14 protein-coding genes are annotated in these 19,179 nt (G+C 41.2%); 5 read left to right on the forward strand and 9 right to left on the reverse strand.

Features of this window, described 5'->3' with window-relative positions; all coding sequences use genetic code 11:
- Positions 1-7 precede the first annotated feature (7 nt).
- A complete protein-coding gene (locus tag FS608_RS19905) occupies positions 8-976 on the reverse strand; it encodes a bile acid:sodium symporter family protein (protein ID WP_144554280.1) in 969 nt (322 codons plus the stop codon).
- 270 nt (positions 977-1,246) lie between these two features.
- On the opposite strand from FS608_RS19905, the gene FS608_RS19910 reads away from it, so the two are divergent.
- The 3 genes from FS608_RS19910 to FS608_RS19920 all read left to right on the forward strand — a co-directional run bounded on the left by FS608_RS19910 (position 1,247) and on the right by FS608_RS19920 (position 3,705).
- The gene (locus FS608_RS19910; RefSeq protein ID WP_144554282.1) at positions 1,247-2,170 is read left to right on the forward strand and encodes a DMT family transporter; all 924 of its coding nucleotides are present in this window, start codon (positions 1,247-1,249) and stop codon (positions 2,168-2,170) included.
- Between the two features lie 142 nt (positions 2,171-2,312).
- A complete protein-coding gene (gene liaG / locus FS608_RS19915; RefSeq protein ID WP_395947797.1) occupies positions 2,313-3,191 on the forward strand; it encodes a LiaG family protein in 879 nt (292 codons plus the stop codon).
- Between the two features lie 124 nt (positions 3,192-3,315).
- Positions 3,316-3,705 carry a YuzC family spore coat inner layer protein gene (locus tag FS608_RS19920; RefSeq protein WP_144554284.1) on the forward strand — a complete coding sequence of 130 codons (390 nt, stop codon included), beginning with the start codon at positions 3,316-3,318 and terminating at the stop codon, positions 3,703-3,705.
- Positions 3,706-3,939: 234 nt separating this feature from the next.
- Here the strand turns inward: FS608_RS19920 and FS608_RS19925 are convergent, their stop codons facing one another.
- The 7 genes from FS608_RS19925 to FS608_RS19955 form a co-directional block, all read right to left on the reverse strand.
- The gene (locus FS608_RS19925; RefSeq protein ID WP_144554286.1) at positions 3,940-4,767 is read right to left on the reverse strand and encodes a glycerophosphodiester phosphodiesterase; all 828 of its coding nucleotides are present in this window, start codon (positions 4,765-4,767) and stop codon (positions 3,940-3,942) included.
- A 260-nt stretch (positions 4,768-5,027) separates the two neighbouring features.
- Entirely contained in the window at positions 5,028-6,698 is a 1,671-nt protein-coding gene (locus FS608_RS19930; RefSeq protein WP_144554288.1) for a glycoside hydrolase family 13 protein, read from the reverse strand.
- Between the two features lie 28 nt (positions 6,699-6,726).
- Complete coding sequence (locus FS608_RS19935; RefSeq protein WP_144554290.1) at positions 6,727-7,497, reverse strand: sugar phosphate isomerase/epimerase family protein; 771 nt, start codon at positions 7,495-7,497, stop codon at positions 6,727-6,729.
- The gene (locus FS608_RS19940; protein WP_144554291.1) at positions 7,497-8,465 is read right to left on the reverse strand and encodes a sugar phosphate isomerase/epimerase family protein; all 969 of its coding nucleotides are present in this window, start codon (positions 8,463-8,465) and stop codon (positions 7,497-7,499) included. The genes FS608_RS19935 and FS608_RS19940 overlap by 1 nt, the downstream gene beginning before the upstream one ends.
- Before the next feature lie 16 nt (positions 8,466-8,481).
- Positions 8,482-9,516, reverse strand: a complete 1,035-nt coding sequence (locus FS608_RS19945; protein ID WP_144554293.1) for a Gfo/Idh/MocA family protein — start codon at positions 9,514-9,516, stop codon at positions 8,482-8,484.
- Positions 9,516-10,244: a ThuA domain-containing protein gene (locus tag FS608_RS19950; protein WP_144554296.1), complete on the reverse strand. Its 729-nt coding sequence runs from the start codon at positions 10,242-10,244 to the stop codon at positions 9,516-9,518. The genes FS608_RS19945 and FS608_RS19950 overlap by 1 nt, the downstream gene beginning before the upstream one ends.
- A 958-nt stretch (positions 10,245-11,202) precedes the next feature.
- On the reverse strand, positions 11,203-12,282 hold the full coding sequence (locus tag FS608_RS19955; RefSeq protein WP_144554298.1) for a Gfo/Idh/MocA family protein: 1,080 nt from the start codon (positions 12,280-12,282) through the stop codon (positions 11,203-11,205).
- Positions 12,283-12,406: 124 nt separating this feature from the next.
- Here FS608_RS19955 and FS608_RS19960 point away from each other — a divergent pair, with 124 nt between their 5' ends.
- Entirely contained in the window at positions 12,407-13,183 is a 777-nt protein-coding gene (locus FS608_RS19960) for an AraC family transcriptional regulator (RefSeq protein ID WP_144554300.1), read from the forward strand.
- A 64-nt stretch (positions 13,184-13,247) separates the two neighbouring features.
- On the opposite strand, the gene FS608_RS19965 is transcribed toward FS608_RS19960, so the two are convergent.
- Positions 13,248-14,315 (reverse strand): LacI family DNA-binding transcriptional regulator, encoded by a 1,068-nt coding sequence (locus tag FS608_RS19965; RefSeq protein WP_144554437.1) that lies wholly within the window; start codon positions 14,313-14,315, stop codon positions 13,248-13,250.
- A 376-nt stretch (positions 14,316-14,691) separates the two neighbouring features.
- Here FS608_RS19965 and FS608_RS19970 point away from each other — a divergent pair, with 376 nt between their 5' ends.
- A complete protein-coding gene (locus FS608_RS19970) occupies positions 14,692-19,116 on the forward strand; it encodes a pullulanase X25 domain-containing protein (protein ID WP_144554302.1) in 4,425 nt (1,474 codons plus the stop codon).
- Positions 19,117-19,179: the final 63 nt, after the last annotated feature.

Raw genomic sequence — 19,179 nt, forward strand, 5'->3', positions numbered from 1 at the left:
TTTGATCTTATAAAGCAACCGAATCCTGTTTTTCAACTTTTCTATTATAATACCTATTGAGAAAATGCCCATTTAAGGAAGCAAGGACCTGCTGAAATAGCATGCCGACAACCACTGGCACCGCTACTGCCGCTGGAAAGTAGGAAACTGCGATTACTGCACCTGCACTGATATTTCTCATGCCGCCAGTGAAAGTCAGCGATATAACGTTGTCGCGTCCACCTTTAAAAAATTTCCCTATTAAAAACGAAAACAAGTAGCCAGTCAATGCGATCATAAAGACGGTAAACGTAATACTAACTAATTTAAGATTAATATTCTTTAAGTATGGTGCTACAACAGCCCCATTTAGCATGACCACAAAACCCAGGCATATTTTTGAAAAGGGCGCAAGACGTGTTCCCAATTGGTCTTTAATTTTCCCCTTGGTCACTTGGTTTAAATACATACCTACCAGCGAGGGAATAACAACCATTCCCAATAGTCCCTTCATAATACTGATAAAGTCCATCTCAATGGTTTCGCCCATAAATAACGATAGCGAATAAGGAACAATAATGGGTGAAAGTAAGGTATCGATTAAAATAATCGATAAGACGAGAGGAATATTCCCCTTGTAAATAGCCACCCACATGAAGCTTGTGACTCCTGTCGGGATTACCATTCCTAAAATAAGTCCCGTAATCGTATATATATCACCAGAAAAGACGACATGACCAACACTCCAAGCCCATATCGGCATAAGAATATGGAGGATTAACATCGCGATAAAAATGGGAAACGGATGAACAATTACCTCCTTTAACGAATGGAAATTGGAACTTAAACTTCCTGCGAAGGTCATAAATGCAAAAATCCATGGAATTAAGAAAGATAAGTCCTTTAGATAGATGCTGAATATTACTCCAGTCAATACACCAACTGGAGTGATTAATGGCATAATTCTTTCTAGTTGTTTATTTATCTTTTGCAGCATGTTAAGAATCTCCCTATTCGTCTTAAAGCGAACTTACATATATCTTTCAACCAGTAAGTCCATCCTTTTAAAGACGTCACTTTTTACTTATAAAGAATACCATACTTTCTTTCCTTCCTGTATCAAGCAATCTAAAAATCTTTCGAAATACGAAAAAATATACATGTCAAATATCTACTAAAGATGTATAATAATTGCAATCTATTTACATTGTATTGAAATGAGAAAGAAGTGAAGCAGTTGGCCAAAGCGCAAAAATATCAGATATACATGCTATTAGTATTTGTAATGGCCACATGGGGGCTGAATGTCATTGCGACGAAAATCATTGTTACGGCCTTCATGCCAGAGACCATTACTGCATTAAGGGTATTCACAGCAGGCATTTGTGTATTTATCATCCTTGGATTTTTAAAGAAAGTCAGGCTGCCCACTAGAAAAGAGTTTCGCTATATTTTTTTCGCATGCTTTTTTAACGTGGTATGCCACCATTTCTTTCTGTCACTTGGGTTATTAAAAACTTCTGCAACAAATGGAGGACTTATTTTAGGACTTGGTCCCTTGCTTACGACGATTGTTGCCTTTTTCTTATTAGGCACTAGGATCACGCTGTTTCGATTGTTGGGAATCTTGATGGGTTTTATGGGTGTTACGTTTATTGTAATATTTGGAAATGGCGGGGTAAGTACCGTCTCTAGTGGAGATATTTATGTGTTCTTGGCAATATTCGCCCAGGCATTTAGTTTTAGTATAATTAAAAAATGTTCTGATACGTTGGATCCGCGCTTGATGACAGGTTATATGCTGGTAATTGGTTCTGCCATATTATTTATCATTAGCTGTTTTACAGAACCAAATGGACTGAAAGAAATTTCTCATGGTTCTGTCAGCGTTTGGATGATATTTTTTGCTTCTGCCATTATTGCCACCGCGCTTGGTCATATGATTTACAATAATGCCATTGGTAAAGTGGGTGTAGCTGAATCGGCTATTTTTATCAATTTCAACCCGTTCTTCGCCTTGATCGGTGCCGTTATTTTTCTTGATGAGCAGATTACTGCATCGCAAATCTTTGGTTTTATCTTCATACTTGTAGGTGTTTTATTTGGGTCTGGTGCGTTTGAGGAATTCCTATCTCAATCCAAGCAAAAAAAGAATCGATTATATTTGAATAAAGTAAAGGACTTGCATTAATGTGACTCAGGCTTGGGTCACTTTTTTTGTCCCAAAAACTCAACCACAATACGCCTCAAGCCTTAGACATAAATAATTCTCTGGCTCATTGAGGAAAGTGGGAGGATTTCTTATCATTAACTAGAAGATGTAAGAAAAGGGGATGGGAAAAGTGAAAAGAATTGTCTTACTGCTATTGGTGATCACCGGATTATATATTCTCTACAATCAAGCTTCTACATTTGATTGGTTTAGTAAAACAAATAATAAAACCACACAGTCCGCAATGACAGAAAATATTGATGTCATTGAAGTGGATATTTCCAGTGTCAGCACCACAATTATTCCAGAGGATCGAAAAGATGTGAAAGCCATCTACAACGGCAAAGATAAGCTTACTGTTAGAGAGCATGGCGACACCATCGTGGTTTCAGTCAAACATAAGGGATTTGGTTGGTTCGACTGGTCTCCTTTCACCAAAAAGAAGAAATTAGAAATCTATATCCCAGAGGATTATCACCGCAAAATGCGCATCAGTTTAGGTTCGGGGAATGTTATTTTTTCCGGACAATCCAAAAGCAACCCGCTAAAACTAGACGAACTAAAAGTTGATATTGGTTCAGGTAACATGGACCTAAAAAACATGATGATCAACAAATTCGAACAAAATGTAGCGTCAGGAAATGTTGATATTAAATCATTACAAACAGAAACTGGATCTTTTGATGTAAGCTCTGGCAGCCTGGATGTAAAGGAATATACTGGTGCCATTCAAGCAAATGTTTCCTCTGGGGAAATTGATTTTCAAGTAGATCAACTGACAGATTCAATTGATATTGAAGTTAGTTCTGGAGATGTAAAACTAGACCTTCCTAACAATGCGGATTTCACGTTAGACGGAGATGTTACCAGTGGAGACATCATTTGTGAACTGCCATTGACATCAAAAAATATCAAGAAAAGAAGCATCGAAGGCATCCATGGCTCTGGTAAATACAAAATAGACCTGGATGTGTCCAGCGGAGATATTAGAATCCGTTAAGTTTCAAATGCGCGTGGATGTGCTAATCCATGCGTTTTTTTATTTTATTCCTATCAGGAACCTTAATCCGAAAAATATCATATTTTATTCTGGCTTGCGTTTTAAATACGGAAGGAGAGTTACCATGTATTACCATCCGCATCAATATCCAGTCTATCCTCCATTGTCTGCATACCCGCCTCAAATTCTGTTTCAACCGTATCCAAGGAGTTATCCGCCCGTAGATGTAAAAATATTTGAGAGCTCAGTCAAGTCATTTCGTCTATTAATGGATCAAGGGAGTATTTTGTTAGATCGCTTAGGAGATGTTGGCTTCGCTCGGAAAATGATGAGTGCAGCCCAGCAGGGTAAAAAAACGGAAGTTGATCACTTAATTAGTTCCGTTGGATTAAAAGTACCTGTTGAAACCCAATTTACACCATCTGGCGTCCAATTCGAACTCTACGCCTCACCGCACCCAAACAATCCTGAAAGCTGCTGCACATTAAAAGTATCGATGAAATGGGGGAAGTAAAGAAATATTTATCAAAAAAAGTGGTATCCCCATCACACTCGGATACCACTACTTTTTTCATCTCTAGATAAAAGATATCTATCCATCTGCTCAACTGGTATTGGTTTGCTAAAGAAATAGCCCTGACCAATCTTACAATCGTTTTCCTTGAAGCTGTTCATCTGTTTCGATTCCCTCTGACTTTAAATCATTGGAAAGAGAGTCAAAAGGTTCCCTCTTTTTGCATTAGTTTTCTTAGTTCCTTGGATCCACAAAATCAGGATAATCAGTTATAATTCCATCTACATTCATATTTAAGAGAAATTCTGCCGCTTCATGGCTGCGCACAGTCCAGGATTGAATTTTCATACCGTTTGCGTGTACTTGCTTGACTAATTCTTCCGTTACAATTCCGTAGTTTGGGTTAAAGTAATCTGCGTAGGCAGCAAATTCTTTTAATGCTTGTTCCGTTGTGTCCGCTCTATTCGAAGTCAGGACTCCAATTGGTACCTTAGGAAGCAGGCTGTTTGTTATTTTCATGGATTCAAAATTAAATGATTGAATAATGATTTTTTCATTTTGCGGTTTATCCAAGTTTCGTTCTTTTAATTCTTGGGCTACCATTTCTTCAATTCCAGGATAAAGCTCAGGGGACTTTAATTCTATTAAAATACCAATTTTCCCATGATATCGGTCAAGAATTTCATCGAAAGCAGGAATCTTTTCCCCTTTAAATTGTTCCCCTTTCCAGCTGCCTGCATCAAGACTCCTGATCTGGTCAAATGTTAAGTCTTTAACATACCCTGTACCATCTGTTGTTCTATCAACCTTTGTATCATGAATGATGACCAATTTCCCATCCTTGCTTCTTTGAACATCAATTTCAATATAATCTGCTTTCATGTCTACCCCTTTATCAAAAGCAGCAATGGTGTTTTCAGGCGCATACCCAGATGCTCCGCGGTGGGCAACGGTATCCATTTTTCGTAACTCCCCAGTTGTTTCTGCAGCAAACGCCTGTTGAAACGGACTAAATAATAAAGTAAAAGCAAGTCCAGCCCCTAATAAAGTTGTTTTTCTCATTTTTCCTCATCTCCCTTTCATATGTGTATTACATAGAAAATTGTATGAGAAAAATGTTAAGTCACTATGGTATTCACATATAGTCATTATTAATATTATGTAAAAAAGTATAGGTACTTGTTCATTCCATAATTTACAAAAAAGCCGTTCTTTTTCCTTTTGCTAAATTAAAAAGGCAGAAACCGGATAACGGCCCTGCCCAATATACACTCTACGAGATTCATTCAGGGCAGGCCCGCAGCCTTTTTCCCTCTAATTCATTACTTCAATAAATATATTCTTGTTTCATAGGGTTTAAGAGTAAAATTTTTCCGTAATTTCTTATCCACACCGTCATAATTATGAAGAACGAGTTCAGAGGTTGAAAAAGATAAACTTCCCGGGAGACGGAACCTGGTCGATTTTCCACTAAAATTGTTAATAACAATCGCTTTTAGATTTCCTAATTTGCGCGTGTACACAAACAACTTCGGATGATTCGCTGCTAATAAATCATAGGTACCGTAAACAAACACAGGATTCTCTTTTCTTAAACGAATCAATTTTTTGTAGAAAGAAAGGATTGAGTTTGGATCATTTACTTGTGCCTCGACGTTAATCTCTGTGTAATTCGGATTGACCCCAAGCCAAGAATGCTTCGCTGCTGTAAATCCACCTTTATTGGTTGCATCCCATTGCATTGGTGTCCGCGCATTATCCCGTCCCTTTTCCCAAATAACCTTCATAATTTCATCATGGGAACGTCCTTTTGCCGTTTCAACATGATAGTAGTTAGTCATGCCAACATCGTTGTATTCATCAATGGAAGGGAATTGGACATTTGTCATCCCAATTTCCTGGCCTTGGTAGATAAACGGGGTACCCTTCATTAGAAAATATAGTGCTCCTAACATTTTGGCACTCTCTTTCCAATACTCCTTGTCATTTCCCCAGCTAGAAACCCGTCGCGGCTGATCATGATTTTCAATAAATAAGGCATTCCAGCCTCTGCCTTCCAAACCTGTCTGCCACTTGGTTAAAATCTTTTTCAACTTACGAACATCAATCGAACCTTCTGCATCCTTATCCCACAGATCTAAAAATTCGAATTGAAATATCATATTAAAATAGCCGTTTTCTTCGCCTACCCATTGATCTGCCTCATCTAGTCCAACACCGTTCGCTTCCCCAACGGTCATAATATCATAGTTCTTTATGGTTCTTTGAGAAAATTCTGTCAGGAACTTATCAATTCCTTCCACATTCATCATTTTAGGAAAACAAGGCACGTAATCTAAGTGGTCTGGGTTTGGCATATCAGGGAATCCTGGTTCTTTTTTAATATGCGAGATGGCATCTACTCGGAAGCCGTCAATCCCTTTTTCCAGCCACCAGTTCACCATATCGTATAAAGCATCTCTTACCTCTGGATTTTCCCAATTCAAATCAGGCTGACGTGCGGAGAAGATGTGCATGAAATACTGTTCTGTTTCCTTATCATATCTCCAAGCCGGCCCACTGAAAATTGACTCCCAATTGTTCGGGGCTTTTCCATCTTTGCCATCTCTCCAAATGTACCAGTCTCTTTTCGGGTTGTCTTTTGAGGAACGCGACTCGATAAACCACGGATGTTCGTCGCTCGTATGATTGATGACCAAATCTAGGATTAATTTCATCCCACGCTGATGAACGCCTTCAAGCAGCTCGTCAAAATCGGCCATCGTCCCGAATTCATCCATAATATCTTGGTAATCGGAAATATCATAACCATTGTCGTCATTTGGTGATTTATACATGGGTGAAAGCCAAATCACATCAATTCCTAGATCTTTGAGGTAATCTAATTTGGCCGTAACACCTTTTAAATCACCAATTCCGTCCCCATTGCTATCCATAAAACTACGAGGATAAACTTGATAAGCGACACTTTCTTTCCACCATTTTTTATTCACTTGGGCACCTCAGTTCTTTCAAGTAAATCTATTCATAAAGATTAGGCAGCTTCGATTTCAAGTAATTGATGCTGATTTCAATACTTTCAAATGGCGTACGGCGGCTTATATCCTGTTCAACCACCCACCATTTGACACCAGCTTCTCCACCTGTATTTAAGACGGCGTCAAGATCAACGCCGCCGGTTCCAAGCTCTGCGAAAAATTGTTCTTCATCGGTTGTCATGTCTTTTAAATGAATAATCGGTGTTCTATTTTTATATCGATTGATCCATTCAACCGGTTTTTCACCCGCTTTTGTCAACCAGTAGATATCAAATTCAGCCTTTACATAGTCGATGTTGGTATCATCCAAAATAGCTGACAATGCCCTTCTTCCATCAGACAAGCGGGCAAGTTCAAAATCATGATTATGGTAACAAAGGGTAATTCCTTCACGCTGGCACGCCTCACCCGTTTGATTTAATATTGAAATCAGCGCTTGATAATCCTGTTCGCTGCGACGATCTTCCATTAAGTATGGACAAACAACATATTTACTATTTAATATTTTCATTTCTTCAATGACTTGAGACAAATTGTTTTCCAAATGCTCAAGCGGGACATGGCTGGCTGCAGCGCGAAGACCAAGATCATCCAATAATGTTTTAACCGCCTTTACAGATAATCCGCCATAGCCAGCGAATTCCACGCCATCAAATCCCAGCTCAGCCACTTTTTTCAGTGTGCCCGCAAAATCCTTTTCACTTTCTTCCCGTAAACTGTACATTTGAACGGCCACAGGTATGTTTTTCGTCATTACACCCACCACATTTGGGATACCGATTCTTCAATTAGCACCGATTTCAAATTGGTTACTGCACGATTGAAACCTTCGTTAATTGACATAATTGGATCCTCATGTTCAATGCTGACCACATAATCATACCCGTAGGTGCGGAGTGCACTCATCATATCAGACCATTCTTTTAGGCTATGTCCACAGCCAACTGAACGGAACGACCATGCCCTCGTTTTCACTTCTCCATAAGGCTGCATATCCGTTAATCCATACATATTCACATTTTCCTGATCAATGTATGTGTCTTTGGCATGAAAATGATGAATTGCATTTTCTTTCGCTAAAATTTTTATTGCTGCTACCGGGTCAATTCCCTGCCACCATAAGTGGCTTGGGTCTAAATTAGCACCAATGGCATCACAGGTTTCCTCACGGAGCTTCAAGAGTGTATACGGGGTGTGAACTAAAAATCCTCCGTGAAGTTCAAGCCCTATTTTTACGTTGTGGTCCTTGGCAAATTGACCAACTTCCTTCCAATAAGGAATCAGCTTTTCTTCCCATTGCCACTTTAACACATCGCCATATTCATTCGGCCACGGGGTTACTGGCCAGTTTGGATATTTAGCTCCCTCATGGTCACCTGCTGTACCCGAAAAACAGTTAACAACCGGCACTTCCAAAAGTGCAGCAAGTTTAATCGTTTTTAAAAGTGTTTCGTGTGAGTTTTTAGCAAATTCTTTTTCAGGAGAAATTGGATTTCCATGGCAGCTGAAGGCACTGATCGTTAGCCCGCGCTCTTCTACTTTTTGAATATACTCTTGGCGCGCCGCTTCACTTTCTAATAACGTATCTAAATCACAGTGATTGTTTCCAGGATAGCATCCCGTTCCGATTTCAACTGCATGCAGTCCAGCTTCTTTGACAGTATCAAGCATTTCCTCAAATGATTTTTCAGCAAATAATACAGTAAAAACTCCTAGTTTCATAATGAATTCTCCCTTCTTAAAGTTGAGATACTTTAACGATTTGTTTCGTTTCATTAGATTGAAGGGCTGCTAAAATCACTGCTAGTGATTTCAGGCCTTCTTCTCCAGGAATAAGCGGCTCTTGGTTCTGAACAACCGCATCCACGAAGTGATTGATCACATGTGTGGTCCGTTGTCCGCCCGCATCATTTGACTGAATTTTTCCAAGCTGATAATTAATCACATCTCCGTTGGCATACTGAACAACTAGTGAATTATTTGGATCATCCTCTAAACGAAGAATCGCTTTTTCACCATAAATAATCGTCGAGTTATCTTCTTTGCTGACATAAGCCCAGCTGGCGGCAAGGGTTCCGATAATCCCGTTCTCAGTCTTTAATATACAAACCGCATTGTCATCGACATCAGCGAAAGCTTTGGCACTTGTTTCAACAAAGGAGCCAACCTCGGTAATTTCTTCACCTAGTACAAACCTTAATAAGTCGGTCTTATGGACTCCTAAATCACCCATTGCACCAACGAATGCTTTATCCTTTTCAAAAAACCAGCTGTCTTTCCCATCTACACTCCAGCCCTCTGGACCGCCATGCCCAAACGCTGTGCGGAAACTATAAATTTTGCCGATTTCACCGCTTGCAATTAACTGACGTGCTCGTTGGTGTGATGGTACAAAGCGCTGATTATGGGCAATCATTAACTTTTTGCCGCTTTCTTTAGCTGCGGCAATCATGGCTTCTGCTTCCTGTTTTGAAGTGGCCATTGGTTTTTCGCAGAGTACATGTAGACCTGCATTTAGGGCCGCAATTGAAATGGGGGCATGAAGATAATTCGGTGTACAAACGCTGACAGCATCGACTATACCACTGCTAACTAACTCTTCATAATTTGTGTAAGCTTCCACTTCATATTTTTCTGCAATCTCGTTAACCCGTTCTTCATTAATATCACAAGCTGCGACTAACTCGACATTTTGATTCGCAAGATATTCAGGTATATGGCGGTGCTGGGCAATGCTGCCGCAACCGATTACTCCAACTCTTAACTTTTTCATTATTGATGTCCTCCTTTAATTTGTTCTAGCGGTTTCGCATTTCCGTAGACTGGACGTTCCCGTTTGACAGGTGCTGCCCATTTGACTGCATTGATGATTACACGCTGAATCTGTTCATAATGGTAAGTCGGATAAGTTTCATGGCCCGGCCTGAAATAAAATACTTTTCCATTTCCACGTTTGTAGGTGATTCCGCTGCGGAATACTTCGCCGCCTTCAAACCAGCTCGTAAAGATAAGCTCATCTGGCTGCGGGATATCGAAGTGCTCGCCATACATTTCTTCTTTGGATAGTTCAATATATTCAGAGATTCCTTCTGTTATTGGATGGCTTGGGCTCACAACCCAAAGGCGTTCTTTTTCATCGGCTTCCCGCCACTTTAGATCGCAGCTGGTCCCCATTAAGGTTTTAAAGATTTTTGAAAAATGGCCGGAGTGAAGAACAATTAATCCCATTCCATCGAGAACACGCTGTTGAACTTTTTGAACGATCTCATCTTTCACTTCTCCATGGGCGAGGTGCCCCCACCAAACCAGGACATCAGTGGCTGCTAATACCTCATCTGTTAAGCCATGCTCTGGCTCATCAAGAGTAGCCGTACCTGTTTCAATACCTTCAGCCTGAAGGAATTGGGCGATGGTGCCATGGATCCCTGTTGGATAGATATCTCTGACGACTGGATTTTTTTGCTCATGACGATTTTCATTCCATACGGTAACTTTCAACATAATGAATGACTCCTTTGATTGGTTACTTTATTATTAATTTTAGAGATTGATAGAATATATGAAACGGCTTACATTGACAGATAGGGTGGAAAATATTGAACTCCACTTGCGTGGGTACATTTACCTTGGTTGGTGATATTTCCTCTTTGCGTTCAATGGAATGCTCTTTCATTTACAGGGGCGGCCCATTTTTTCCCCTTATCGGGCAATGGAGCGCTCTTTCATTTACCGGCGCGGACCACTTTTCCCCTTAACGGGCAATGGAGCGCTCTTTCATTTACCGGCGCGGCGATTTTTTCCCTTTTGCGGGCAATGGAGTGCTCTTTCATTTACTGGCGCGGCTCTTTTTTCCCTTTTGCGGGCAATGGCGTGCTCTTTCATTTACCAGGGCGGACCACTTTTCCCCTTAACGGGCAATGGCGTGCTCTTTCATTTACCAGGGCGGCCCACTTTTCCCCTTAACGGGCAATGGAGTGCTCTTTCATTTACCGTCGCGGCCCTCTTTTTCCCTTTTCGGGCAATGGAGTACTCTTTCATTTACCGTCGCGGTCCGCTTTATCTCTTATCGGGCAATGGAGCGCTCTTTCATTTACCGGCGCGGTCCGCTTAATCCCTTTTCGGGCAATGGCGTGCTCTTTCATTTACCGGCACGGCCCACTTTTTCCCTATTGCGGGCAATGGAGCGCTCTTTCATTTACCGCCGTGGCGATTTTTTCCCCTTAACGGGCAATGGAGTGCTCTTTCATTTACCAGGGTGGCACTTTTTTCCCCTTAACGGGCAATGGTGTGCTCTTTCATTTACCGGCGCGGCCCATTTTCCCCTTAACGGGCAATGTAGCGCTCTTTCATTTACCGTCGCGGCGATTTTTTCCCCTTAACAGTGAATGGGGTCCTCCTCCATTTACCGCTAAGGGACTTTTTTTATTTCATAGGTAAATGAAACAATAGTATAAATCTTTTACACCAGTTCAGCTTTGTACAAATCAAAATCCTTAATGACTTCGTTCATTTCAGCTGCTTTGAAAATAGTTTCAATTAACCGTAAGACACGCAGCACTTCTGTATTTTTTACGATAGGGTCAGCCTTTCCTTCAATGACGGAAATGACGTTTTCGAAAAAGCTTTCCATCGTTGATTCTATCTCTGGTAATTCAGATGTGCTGACAGCTGCTTCCGACGGTGGAGCCATTGTTTTCGTTAAGCCTTGCCCGGCCTGAATTGGTTTTGGGGATTCTATATCCACACCGAAGTTTTGGGTCACAATCCTCCCTGCTACGCTCCAATCCTCAATCACTGCTGTGCCGGCAGTCCCTTTGACATACCATCTAGGCAATTGAATAAAATTCGTGGTCCCAACTTCAATTATAGCTGTGCAGCCATTTTCAAACGTGATGATTGTCTGAAAACCATCATCTACTTCATCCCCTAGAACAAAACTTAAATTGGCGTATACGCTTGCAATCTTACTATCGACCATAAACAGCAATTGATCGAGTAAATGAACTCCCCAATCAAGGAGCATTCCCCCGCCATGTGCTTTCAAATGGCGCCAATCGCCCGGGATCCCGTTTGCGCCTTGGACGCGCGATTCAATGTGAAAGACGTTACCGATCATCGTTTTATCGTATATTTTTTTTATCGTTAGAAAATCCTTATCCCAGCGGCGATTTTGGTGAACCACAAATTTACGATTGTTTGCTTCTGCAACCTGGATAATTTCTTCTAATTCCTCGCTGTAAATAGTGACTGGTTTTTCACAGATGACATGTTTTTTCGCGACTAAAGCAGCATTCGCTATTTCTTTATGTACTTCGTTAGGCGTTGCAATCAGAACGAGGTCTACATCCTGATCGGATAAAACGTCAGAGTAACTTTCATATACTTTATATCCATCTGCTAGGGATGCTGCACGTCTTTCTTCTAAAGTATCAAAGGTCCCAACGACGTTTATTGTTTGATTTTCTTTGAGTAATTTTGCGTGATAGCTTCCCATCCCGCCATAACCAACAATCACTAAATTATAGGTTTTATTTGTCATTTATATTCTCCTTCAGGACTTACTTATTTGATTCCATCTTAAACTTTGTCTCATCAAATAAACATAGATGATATAATTGAAACATCGACTATTTTGCTATTTTATTTTTTTAGAAGGTGAGTACATGACCACGAATATATTTTTTTGCGGGTATTCCTTTCACACAAATGGATACCATGCCCAACATAAATCCGGATACCCTTCGTATCTTTTTCGCCTGCAATCAGAAGGTGTCTGTGAAGTAGTGGTGAAGGGAAGAAAAATGGAACTCGAGAAAGGAGACCTTCTCCTCATTAAACCAGGGGATCATTATGAACTGCTGGTTAAAGCGGGACAAAACAGCGGGGACTATCACATAGTCTGTGAAGGAGCTTGGGTGGACGAGTGGTGGAGCCGTTCCGCTAAGCCGCCTGTCTCCCGAATCGATCTGGATGAAAAACTGCTCTCCTTATGGCGGCAAATCATAAACGAAAAACGCCGTCCATCCTCGAGCCAAAACGAAGAACTCACCGGTTATTTGCTGCGAGCACTCTGTTTATACCTGGAACGAGGTGTCAACGAAACGGTTCCTACCTTCAATCACCCGTATACCGTCACACGGATGATGAGGTACATTGAAGAGCATGCCCTAGCAGCATTTAAAGTGGAGAATGTGGCACGCCATGCTGGTCTTAGCGTTTCGCGTTCCGTTCATCTTTTTAAAAGCAGTGTCGGGAAAACGATGGTTGAATACGCCTTAGAAATCCGTTTATCCGCTGCAGTCGAGCGAATGAAATACACATCCATGACACTTGAACAAATTGCCGAAGATTGCGGCTTCGGCAGCTATCCTTATTTTCACAGGGTATTTCATAAGAAATATGGCATGGCCCCTGGGGCGTATAGGCGTCTGGAATACTAGAATTCAAGAATAGTAAATAGTATTTGAATCAGTTATTAAAAGCAGACGGTATAGCGGGAATCTTTTATAGATTCTCGTTACCATCTGCATTTTGTTCATCTATGGTTGTAGGAATTTGGTGACTGCATGATTGACGTTCAACCAATTTATGTGGAATGATAATGCGCTTGGTCGGTTCTGATCTATTTTCGATTTTTTGAATTAAACTCCTGGATGCCTGATATCCTAGTTCAAAAATATTAATATCAATGGAAGTTAAGGGTGGTTTTGACATTTCTGATAAAAGGACATTATTAAAGCTAACGACAGAGATTTCTTCCGGAACCCTGATTCCCAGCTCATCTAAAGTGCTCAGTACACCTAGTGCCATTAAGTCGTCAACCACAGCGAGCGAAGTGGGGCGTTGTTCAAGCGCCATTAATTCACTCACCGCTTCTTGACCGCCTTCCCGAAGGAATTCTTCATGAAGGATATATTCATTTTTTATAGGAATGTTTGCCTTATTTAAAGCCTGCTTATACCCATTCAAACGGTCAACTGTAACCATTAGCTCCAGACTTCCGCCAATAAAAGCGATTTTCCGATGTCCATGGTCAATTAAGTATTCAGTAGCCTCTCTCATTGCACGAACATTATCATTATCAACATGTGTAATTTCTTCTGCATCTTTAGAAGGTTTTCCAATAACAACAAAAGGAAAATCCCTTTCTCTTAAATACGAAATGGCTTTATCCTCCACCTTGGAATTAAGAAGAATCATCCCATCTACTCGTTTTCCCTGAACCATGTGGATGACTGCTTCAAATATTTCCTCGTCTGATTTTCCAGTCGTCATATGCATGGCATATTTTTTATTATGGGCACTTTCACTGATTCCCTGTAACACCATTGAAAAAAAAGGATTCTGAAACACCACATCACCAGAGCTTGGCATGACAAGCCCGATTGTTTGGGTAGATTGAATGGCAAGACTTCTGGCATTTTGGTTAGGATGATACCCTAGCTGCTCCATTGCTTTTTTAACTTTTCGTTTCGTCGCTTCACTGATTCGCGAATTATTGGCAATTACTCTTGAAACAGTTGATGGGGCGACATCTGCAAGCTTTGCCACATCCTTAATGGTAACAGCCATTTTCTTCTCCCCTCTCATTCGAAGTTCATTGATTCTTACTACTAATTTTAAAATAATAGAAACGATTATTTTTGCATACTCCAACATTTACGAAAACGGTTGCACAATCCACTCTTTATTATAAAGGCTTTATAATCAGTTATACAGATAAAAAATATAGACCTCTCGATTTCAATAACGATATATCAGAAAATTTGGATTTTATTTCTGATTTTCTATTGAATTGCGCTGAGAAATAGATATAATTAATTTTGAAAACGATTGCGCAAACGTTTGCACAATACGACAGCCTCCTAAGCATCTTACATACGATTTTTTGTGCAATTTCATGCAAACGGTTTCCTAGATTAATAGAGTAAGGGAAAGGAGATTTTTCATGAAGAGAAAGCAGAAATCACTTCTGTCACTTGTTACAGTAGTTGGACTAATTCTTCAATTATTTTCTGGACTTGTGACAAGTCAAACAGCCAAAGCGGCAGAAACAGAACCGAAGCAGGTTGTACTTGTTGGCAGTCTGCAGGCAGTTTTAGGGAATTCAGGAGATTGGGATCCATCCTCTTCCAAAACGCAAATGGCTTACCAAGGAAATGGTTTGTATAGCTTTTCCGGCACACTGCCGGCAGGAGCATATGAGTACAAAATCGCCATTGGAGGAAGCTGGAATGAAAATTACGGAGACGGCGGCGCGCCTGGCGGAAACAACATTAAACTAAGTCTGACCGAACAAAAAGAAGTCACCTTCTACTACAATGACAATACCCATGCTATTGCTGATAGTACCCATTATACAATTTTGGCAGAAGACAAGATGCCTCGTTTAGTTGGAAGCATTCAACCTGCCATTAAAGCAGGGTCTACCTGGAGTCCGGCAGACTCAACAGCGTTAATGGAGGACACCCATTTTGACAACATCTACTCCTTTACTGCTAAGGTACCTAGAGGTAGCTACGAATACAAGATTGTATTGGGCAAGGACTGGACGGAATCCTACCCTGCTTCAAATGAGAAGCTGAATGTACTCTCTGATACGACAATCACATTTTTCTATAACAACCAAACAAAAGAAGTTTATTCAGATTATAAACCTATTGGATCTGATGGCATGATAGATAAGAATGGGCTTTATCATGATTCATGGGACCAAGTATACCGGACGCTTTTTGGGGCAATTCCTGCAGGGAAACCCGTCACATTACGGGTATCGGCTAAAAAGGGTGACCTAACAAGAGCCAGCCTGTATGTGAAAAACTATAATACAGGCACAACAAAGGTGCTTTCAATGAAAAATGCAGGCTGGACAGACACAAAGGACAAAGGTGCCATTGAGTTCTGGGAAGCCACCTTTACTCCGTCTGACAAAGGAGTTCACGGCTATAAATTCATTGCCGGGGATCAGGATACAACAGTGGAATACGGAGAAGACACACAGGATGGGCATACCGGTAAAGCGGAGGATAAAAATGCAGGACTCTTCCAATTGACCGTTTTCGACCCGGGCTATCAAACACCGGATTGGATGAAGGAAGCTGTTGTTTATCAAATCTATCCTGATCGTTTTTATAACGGCAACAAAGCAAATGACCATGTAAAGGATCAGATTGGAGCTCGAGGCAGCCAGCCAATAGAACATCCCGACTCCTGGTCATCCTTGCCTGATAATCCATATGAACAAGGCACTGGCTCCTACACAGGGGACGGAGAATTTACAAACGACTTCTTTGGCGGCGACATTGCTGGTATTAAGGCGAAGCTTGATTACCTTCAATCACTTGGCGTCAATACCCTTTATTTAAACCCAATTGCACTTGCACCGTCCAACCATAAATATGATGCAACAGACTATAAACAGGTGGATCCGATGTTTGGCTCGGAAAAAGAATTCGAGGATTTCGCCAAGGAATTGTCTAAACGGAACATGCACCTGATTTTGGACGGGGTATTTAATCATGTGGCTGATGATTCCATCTATTTTGACCGCTACCACAAATATAAAACAGTAGGTGCCTATGAATACTGGTCTCGTATTTACGATTTAATGAATAACGAAAAATTGTCTGAAACTGCAGCTAAGGATAAGGCCCAACAGCAACTCATGGCTGAAGGACAAACCTTTAGCCCATACGGCTTTGAAAACTGGTTCCATATTGAAAATGTTAAAGTTCCAAATGAAAAAGTCAACGGTGTTTCGACGGGTGAGCATTATAAGTATGAAGGCTGGTGGGGATACGACAGTCTTCCTGTATTCGAATCCGTTAACGGCACAAAGGTTAACCATCCAAGTGAACTTAACAACACAGCATTGGCAAATTATATTTTTTATGACAAGGACTCAGTAGGAAAAACTTGGATTAATCGAGGTTCATCTGGCTGGCGCCTGGATGTAGCTAATGAAGTGGACAGTTCCTTCTGGCAGGAATTCCGCAAGCAAATGAAGTCCAAGACTATGATAGGAGCCGGAAAAACACTTCAAAAAGAAGAAAAGCCACTTATTCTAGGTGAAATTTGGGATGATGCATCCAAGTACTTCTTAGGGGATCAATATGACTCAGTCATGAACTATCGTTTCCGTGGAGCCATTTTGGATTACTTAAAGAACGGTAATGCCGCAAATGCACAAAACACCCTTCTCGCTATACAGGAGGACTATCCAAAGGAAGCTTTTTATGCCCTCATGAACCTGATGGGATCACATGACACAGCTCGGGCAATCTTCCTGTTAGGTAATGGAACGGATACGTATTTCAGAGCGGAACAAGATCCGAACTACAAATACGATGAAGGTGTGAAGCGATTGAAACTGGCTTCTATCCTGCAAATGGGTTACCCTGGAGCACCGACCATCTATTATGGAGACGAAGCGGGTCAAACAGGATCCAAAGACCCTGATGACCGACGCACATATCCGTGGGGGAACGAAAACAAAGAACTCATTGCACACTATCAAAAGATTGGTCAAATTCGCGAGGAAAATGCTAACCTATTCGCTCATGGCGATCTGCACCACATATACGCAAAGGATGATGTGTTAGCCTATGTCCGGACAAAAGAATCAAAATCCGGCCTAGTCATTATCAACAGAGGGAAAACCACACAAACAGTCGATATCGATACAAAAGAGTTGCTGGCGAATGGTCTTCGTTTTGTGGATCAATTGGATCCTAAATATGTGACTACAACGAAAGATGGCAAGCTGTCATTAAAAGTTCCTGCAGAATCCGGAAGAATGTTAATAACAGTTAATGAAGTTAAACAACTGCAGCCTGTTAAAGAAGTTACCGGCACAGCTGGTTCTAAGGAAGTTACTTTAAGCTGGACAGGAACCGGTACAAAATACAATGTCTATCAATCTACTGTTTCAGGTGGATTATGGACAAAAGTGAAGGAAACAACAGGTACATCTGTGAAAATTTCCGATTTAAATAATGGTCGTACCTACTATTTTACTGTTACGGCCGTAAATGAAAGTGGGAATGAATCTGTACCAGCTGCCTCATCCGGCCTTGTGCCTCATTACGATGCTTCAAAGGCTAGTATTAAGGAACTGACTACTTTAGACAACGGGGAATTGAATCTGGCACAGGCCTCCAAAGTTAAAGCAGCTTTTTACCTGGAAGGTGCGACCGAAACTGGTGCAGCAGAAGGAATTACGGCTGAACTTCAAGTAAGAATGAAAGGCCAAACCGCTTGGACATCTTACCAAACCCTGTATAATGGCCAGGATCAGGGAGACCAGGCAAATGAGTTTCAGGGAAGCTTTATAGCTTATGAGGCGGGAACATATGAATACCGAATGGCCTTTACGCCGGATTTAGGAAATACATGGGTTTACTCAATTACTGGTGAAGTAACCTTTTCACACGGCACGTCTGATACTTCCCCACCTGCTGGTGATGTTACTTTGGACACTCCGATCAAGGAATCCGGCCAGGTCAACTTGATCTGGCAACTCATTCAGCCGGATCAGCCATTTAAAACGGTCATTTATCGTGACGGCCAAATTCTTTCAACATTGGACGGCAATACCACTTCCTTCCGTGATTATCAGGTAGCAAATGGTACCACTTATAAATACCAAGTTCGTGTTTATGATCAGGCTGGAAACTATGTGGATTCAAACACAGTAAGTGTAACACCGGAAATTGTTATGGTACAAGTAACCTTTAAGGTGCATGCACCGGATTACACTCCATTATCAGCTCAAGTCAATATACCAGGCAGCTTAAATGGGTGGAATACTAGTGCTTGGTCTATGAGCCGGAATGGCGCTGTGACGCCTGATTGGGAATACACAGTGGAGCTTGAGGAAGGAACAGAGCTTACGTATAAATATACGAGGGACAATAGCTGGGATCATGAAGGTTTGGCAGATCATACGCCATCTGATCATTCGGATGACGATATCAGTAACTATGGCTATGGCGCCCCAGGAACCGATATGAAAATTGTGGTCACGAACCAAGGCAACAACAAAATGGTGGTACAGGATACGATTTTGCGCTGGATTGATATGCCGCTGACAGTCAGTCAAATTGATGTGAATGGTAAGACTATGACCGTCAAGGGGAATGCGATTAAGGGTTCTGACTTCACCATCAATGGGGAAAAAGTGACAGTCGGAAATGATATGAATTTCACTCTATCCTTTACCCTTCAAGCAGGACAGACACAAGTACCTGTTCATGTCGAACCAACTGACTCCACAAAGTCCACCATCTTTAAAGAGGACGGCGGTTCTATTAGCAAGAATACAAAGAACTATGTCATCGATGTCCTAACAAAAACGATAAGCGAGACCAAGTAAGTGGTCATCGAAAAGGTCTGCCGGGATCATGGCAGACCTTTTTTGCTGAAAGTTAAGAAAAGC

It is taken from the genome of Bacillus sp. X1(2014) (genome assembly GCF_007678255.1).